Origin of the sequence: Mucilaginibacter sp. (assembly GCF_036383575.1) — a bacterium.
GTDB lineage: Bacteria > Bacteroidota > Bacteroidia > Sphingobacteriales > Sphingobacteriaceae > Mucilaginibacter.
Window position 1 is genome coordinate 1 of the sequence record NZ_DASVOB010000303.1, and the last position, 6,056, is coordinate 6,056.

The 6,056-nt window shown below is 40.0% G+C and carries 6 protein-coding genes; 2 read left to right on the forward strand and 4 right to left on the reverse strand.

Features of this window, described 5'->3' with window-relative positions; genetic code table 11:
- Positions 1–467: NAD-dependent epimerase/dehydratase family protein (locus tag VF500_RS10530; protein ID WP_330859634.1), on the reverse strand; the 467-nt coding region annotated here is incomplete at its 3' end.
- A gap of 141 nt (positions 468–608) precedes the next feature.
- Between VF500_RS10530 and VF500_RS10535 the strand changes: the two genes are divergently transcribed.
- Complete coding sequence (locus VF500_RS10535) at positions 609–3,122, forward strand: AsmA-like C-terminal region-containing protein (protein WP_330859635.1); 2,514 nt, start codon at positions 609–611, stop codon at positions 3,120–3,122.
- Between the two features lie 331 nt (positions 3,123–3,453).
- Positions 3,454–4,314: a sigma-70 family RNA polymerase sigma factor gene (locus VF500_RS10540; RefSeq protein ID WP_091165711.1), complete on the forward strand. Its 861-nt coding sequence runs from the start codon at positions 3,454–3,456 to the stop codon at positions 4,312–4,314.
- A 197-nt stretch (positions 4,315–4,511) separates the two neighbouring features.
- Here VF500_RS10540 and VF500_RS10545 read toward each other — a convergent pair whose 3' ends face one another.
- From VF500_RS10545 to VF500_RS10555, 3 genes are all read right to left on the reverse strand, one after another.
- Positions 4,512–5,009, reverse strand: coding sequence for a helix-hairpin-helix domain-containing protein (locus VF500_RS10545; protein WP_330859636.1), 498 nt, complete (start codon positions 5,007–5,009; stop codon positions 4,512–4,514).
- Between the two features lie 126 nt (positions 5,010–5,135).
- Positions 5,136–5,801: a hypothetical protein gene (locus VF500_RS10550; RefSeq protein WP_330859637.1), complete on the reverse strand. Its 666-nt coding sequence runs from the start codon at positions 5,799–5,801 to the stop codon at positions 5,136–5,138.
- Positions 5,802–5,919: 118 nt separating this feature from the next.
- A partial coding sequence (locus VF500_RS10555) for a glutamine amidotransferase-related protein (protein ID WP_414688573.1) occupies positions 5,920–6,056 on the reverse strand: 137 nt, incomplete at its 5' end.

The window sequence follows — 6,056 nt, forward strand, 5'->3', positions numbered from 1 at the left end:
GGCCTGAAATTAAATACCTGTTTAAAAGGCAGTTTCATGAGGTCGTTTTCGGTTTTTCCTTTTACACGCGCCCACATGCTTCGGCCTTTTTCTGTACTGTCGGTACCGGCACCTGATATATAACAAAATGTCATATCGGGATTGATGCGGCTCAATATCTCGGCTACATGCATGGTAAGCAGGTAAGTCACTTTGTAATAAGCTTCTTCGCTCATCCCAACAGAGGAAACTCCTAAACAAAAAAAGCAGGCATCATAACCGGCCAGCTGATCTTCAACTGGTGTAAGGTTAAAAAAATCGGCATGAATAATTTCCTTTAGTTTAGGATGTGTCACGCCGCAGGGTTTACGGTTAATTACCAATACTGCCTCAACCTTATCGCTCAGTAAACATTGGTGCAGTACGCCCTCGCCTACCATGCCGGTAGCGCCTGTAATTATTGCCTTTATTTTATTAGTTGTTTCCATGATACTGATGTAGCCGATTATACATTAAAAATATTGTATCTTATTGCAGATTTATTTACCTATTCCTATACCGTGTGTTAATTATATGTTACAATACAAACAATTATATAACCATAACGCTTTAACAATAAATTAGTTGAAATGCCAGGATGGTTAAAGATAACCTTAAAGATCGCCGGTGCGCTCGTGGGTTTAATTATAATTTTATTTATTGCCCTTACTGTTTATGTGAATTATAATAAACAGAAGGTGCTTGCTATGATCACCTCCGAACTTAATAAAAACCTGAACGGCACGCTAACTATCGGCACTATCGATCCTACTTTATTTAAAGGCTTCCCCGGTGTATCTGTTGAGTTGAAAGATGTGGTATTGAAAGATAACCGCTGGGCCGAACATCATCATACATTACTTACCGCCAAAGATCTCGAAGTATCTGTAAACGCATCAGCCCTGTTAAAAGGGGAAGTAGTGATCAATAAAATAGATATCAGCAATGCCGATATCGACCTGTTTACCGATAGCACAGGTTATAGCAATACATCGATATTTAAAGCAAAACCTAAAGTTGAAAAAGACCCGAAGGAGAAACAAACCAGTTCATCAACACAGATCAGGAGGTTTTCGTTAAACAAGGTGAATTTTGTAGTAGACGACCGCCATGCCTATAAACTGTTCAAATTTGCGGTAAATGATATCGAAGGTCGCCTGGATTATCCTAATAAAGCATGGAACGCGGATATCGACCTCAATGCCATGGCAAACAGCTTTTCCTTTAATACAAAAAAGGGAAGCTTTATGAAAAACAAGTTATTAAAAGGACATTTCGATATCAGCTATAATTATGATTCGCAGGTTATCAATGTAGCACCTAATGATCTGAATATAGGAGATGACACTTTTAACGTTGCCGCTAAATTTGAACTTAAAAAGCCCGAAACCCCTTTTACCATCAACCTTAAGGTTAATGATATTTTGTGGACCAGCGCCGCTAACCTCTTAGCTGCCAACATTACCAAAAGCCTCAAAATGTTCGACCTTACAAAGCCCATTGATGTTACCTGCGACCTGAAGGGAAGCTTTGGCGGCGGTGGAGACCCTTCCATTTATGTTACGGCTAAAGTAAAGGACAACGTATTGAAAACACAGGGTGGTACTATTGAAAATTGCAGTTTTAGAGGCATTTTCAGCAATAACTATATTGATGGTAAAGGCCTGGGCGATGAAAATTCAGTAATAAAGCTTTACCATTTTAACGGCACTTATAAGGACATCCCCTTTACTATTGATACTGCATTTATCAATAACCTGAATACACCGGTAGCTACAGGCATCTTCCGTTCACGTTTTCCGGTCAGCAAGCTTAACCCGGTTATCGGTGACGAAAGTCTGAGATTTACCAAAGGGATTGCTGAACTGAAATTGGCCTATAAGGCCGATATTGTTAATTTCAATTTCACCAAACCGATAATAACCGGTAATGTTGATATCAAAAATGCAGATGTGAATTATATACCGCGTGGTTTAGTGTTTAAAAACAATTCCATTGCACTGAAGTTCACCGAAAAAGATCTTTATATAAACAATATACGCCTACAAAACGGCAGCAGCGTAGTGAACATGCAGGGCAAGGTAAGTAACTTTTTAAATTCGTATTACAACGCCCCCGAAAAGATCCTGATAGTTTGGCAGATCACCAGTCCGGAAATTCGCCTGGGCGAATTTTTAAGCTTTCTGAATAACCGGGGAGGTTCGGGAGAAAGTAACGGGGTCAGCCATAAAAACAGTAAGACTGCAAAAGCCAGGGTCACCAATCAGCTAAACACCGCTTTTGATAAAGGGCAGGCCGAACTGCACATCCGCGTAGCAAAGCTATACTATAAAAAGTTTTTAGCTACCGATGTCACAGCCGATATTTTGCTGGCCGATAACTCCATGAAGGTGCGTAACGTAAACCTGAAAAGTGCAGGCGGCTCATTAAAAATGGCCGGACTGGTATTGCAGGGGCCAACCAATAACTTTGCCATCAGCACCACTATTGACAACGTGAATACTAATACTTTTTTCGCATCGTTTAATAACTTCGGGCTGAAGGATTTTACAAGCGATAACCTGCGTGGTTTCCTTTCGGCCAGGGCCGATATTAAAGGGGGAATTAATAATGCTGGGAACCTGGTACCTAAGTCGATAAGAGGTACTGCAATGGTTAATTTAAAGGAGGGCGCATTAGTTAATTTTTCGCCCATAAAAAGTGTGGGCAAGTTTGCTTTTCCTTTCCGCGATCTGGATAACATAACCTTTGGCGATCTGAAAGCCCAGTTTGATATCAATGGCGATAAGATCAAAATAGCACCGATGCAAATTAACTCGAGTGTGCTGAACATGGATGTGGAGGGGGTTTATTCCTTATCGCGCGGAACTAACATAGCCCTTGATGTACCATTACGCAACCCGAAAAACGACAGCAAAATAGCCGACGACAGCGAACGCAACAAAAAACGCATGAAAGGCATTGTATTACACATACTTGCAACCGACGGCGATGATGGCAAAATAAAGATAAAATGGAATAAGAACCATAAAAAAACAAAGACAGACGACGATGACCAGAAGACAGACGATACCCAGCAAACGCCCGAACCTAAACAAGATTAACTTAACTTCACAAAATCTTCACATTAACCGTTGTTTCATGGTGTTTAAATGACACTATAATAGCAAATAAATGATTACCTTTGTGCCGTTCATTATAGGGTAATATGTTGATTAAACATTTATTGGTTAACACATTATTTAAAAACTTTTAAACCGCTCGCTCCTTACAGCAATAATATCAGTAGCAAACCCTCGTTTTAAATAAATACTATCCCGGGTTCACAAAAAAAGAAGGAAGCAAAGTTTAATGTAGTCTGTTTTACCTCCGGTTGTTTAACCCGGCACATGTATCTTATTGAACCGTTTTTAGCTTAATAATCCGTATTAAAAAATGAGACAACTTAAAATATCCCAATCAATCACTAACCGTGAATCGGCATCGCTCGAAAAATACCTGCACGATATTGGCAAGGTAGATTTGATCACAGCTGAGGAGGAAGTGATCCTGGCGCAAAAGATCCGTGAGGGCGACCAGGTAGCGTTAGAGCGTTTGACAAAAACTAACCTTCGCTTTGTGGTATCGGTTGCTAAGCAGTACCAAAACCAGGGCTTAACCCTGGGCGACTTAATAAACGAAGGAAACCTTGGTTTAATTAAAGCAGCAAAACGCTTTGACGAAACTAAAGGCTTTAAATTTATTTCATATGCCGTATGGTGGATCCGTCAGTCAATCCTGTCGGCCATTGCCGAGCAATCGCGTATTGTGCGTTTGCCATTGAACCAAATTGGTTCACTAAGCAAAATTCACAAAGCAGCTTCAAAACTGGAGCAGGAATACGAAAGGCAGCCAACGCCTGAAGAACTTGCAGACAACCTTGAAATCTCGGTTGATAAAATTGCCGATTCAATGAATAATGCAGGTCGCCAGATTTCAATGGACGCGCCATTTATCCAGGGTGAAGAAAATACCTTACTTGACGTATTGGCCAGCTCTGATGCTGCAACTGATACCGAAGTAATGGCCGATTCATTATCACAGGAAATTAAACGTTCGTTAGGCATTTTAGCCGAACGCGACCGTGAAGTACTGATGTTATTCTTTGGCCTGGGTGGCCATGCGCCTCACTCGTTAGAGGAAATAGGTGAAAAATTTGATTTAACCCGCGAACGTGTTCGCCAGCTGAAAGACAAGGCTTTGATGCGTTTACGTCACAATTCAAAATCAAACCTGTTGCAATCATACTTAAACTAATCCAGGATATATCCGCCTGAGTTTTTATACCAAAAACGCGAATGAGTAAATCATTCGCGTTTTTTTGTGATACAACGTCATGTCATTGCGAGCGCAGCGTGGCAATCGCACGGAGGCATGGCCGCCCTGTACATCAAGCGATTGCCACGCTGCGCTCGCAATGACATATTTTTTTACTGATCGAGACAGCGACATCTCTACCTATTCCCTACAAACTCTTTTCCCTTGCGATATTGCGGTAACTCGTACCAAGCCTTAGCTGGTCTGCTTGCCGGAAAACCGTATTGTGCACGGTAAGCTTTCCGTTCAGCAGTAAAATGCCACCAACTTTTGCCTGTATCACCATGTTTTATATAATGGGCAAGCAACCGGTATGAATCTTCCACACATGGATCAGCCCAGGCACCCACATGCCGTTCAAATGCATTGAATAACTCAACAGGATCTTTGCCTTTTAATTGTTCTAACGAATAATACCCCTGCTGTATCAGCTCAGTTGCAAAATTGATCCCTAATGATGGAATACTTTGAAATTCAATAAGCGCATTGATCTCCCTGGCACGTTCAGTATCAGCATTTAATATCATAGCAATTTCATCAGGAGCGAAAGTAGCGAGGTCGGCTATTTTTGTTTTTTGAGCACGGAGAATAGCTTTCTCTTCCGCTGTTAAAAGCAGGTTAATTGATTTCTTCATAATTCAGGCGGATATATAACTAAGTTAAAAAGGAATCCTGAGAAATAAAAAAGCCTTTTAAGGTTAATTTAAGCCGATAATATTTGATTCCATACAAGATCACCGCTTTTATTTATAACCAATAAGTTAATGATTGTTACCGCCGGTAAGCATTTTTCTTGTCGCTTCATTAACAGCAGTTGGGGCAATTTGATCCGTTAGCTTTAAATACTTTTTTGCACTATCTTTTTGTATGAAATAACAATATGCAGCTGTAAGCTGCGAATAAGCTTGAGCATTATGAGGATCCAAACTAATTGACTTTTTTAACACGTATATAGACGAGTCTAAATAAAGCTTATTGTTGGATGAAACAAACAAATTACCATAACTTATAGATTGATCATACCAAACCTTGGCATTACCTGAATTAAGTTTTAACGATCTATTAAAGAAATAAAGAGAAGCTTTAAAATCCTTCCGGCTCCCCAATATATTAGCAAAACCCCAATAAACATCAGAATTCAAACTATCAAGTAGCCACGCCTGATTAAAGCGCATCATTGAAGTATCCAATTGTCCACGATAAAAATACTCCCAACCACGCTTAACCAATTGGGCAGCAGCTACATTTCGGCTTTCGTGCCCATCGTCAATGTATTTTAAAAATTGCTCATCAACTTCTATTTGCTCCCTGCACTTTTTCAGGTTGCCATACATTGGCAGTTTGTTAATATTATCCTGGCAATTTTGTACCTGGGAACACCCAGATACAAGGATGCCAATAATTAAAAACATAAGGGATAGCTTCATTGGCCTTGTGATTTCGGTTTAACGTTATGACAATATACAAATAAAAAAGCCTTCCAAACTAAATTGAAAGGCTTTCGGACATCTGCACATTTAAAATCTGCGCATCTGTAATTAAATATTATTTCATCAGTTTGATAAAGTCATCAAACAAATATCTTGAATCATGCGGACCAGGTGATGATTCCGGGTGATATTGTACAGAGAATGCTTTTTTACCTTTTACGCGGATGCCTTCAATCGACTGGTCGTTCAGGT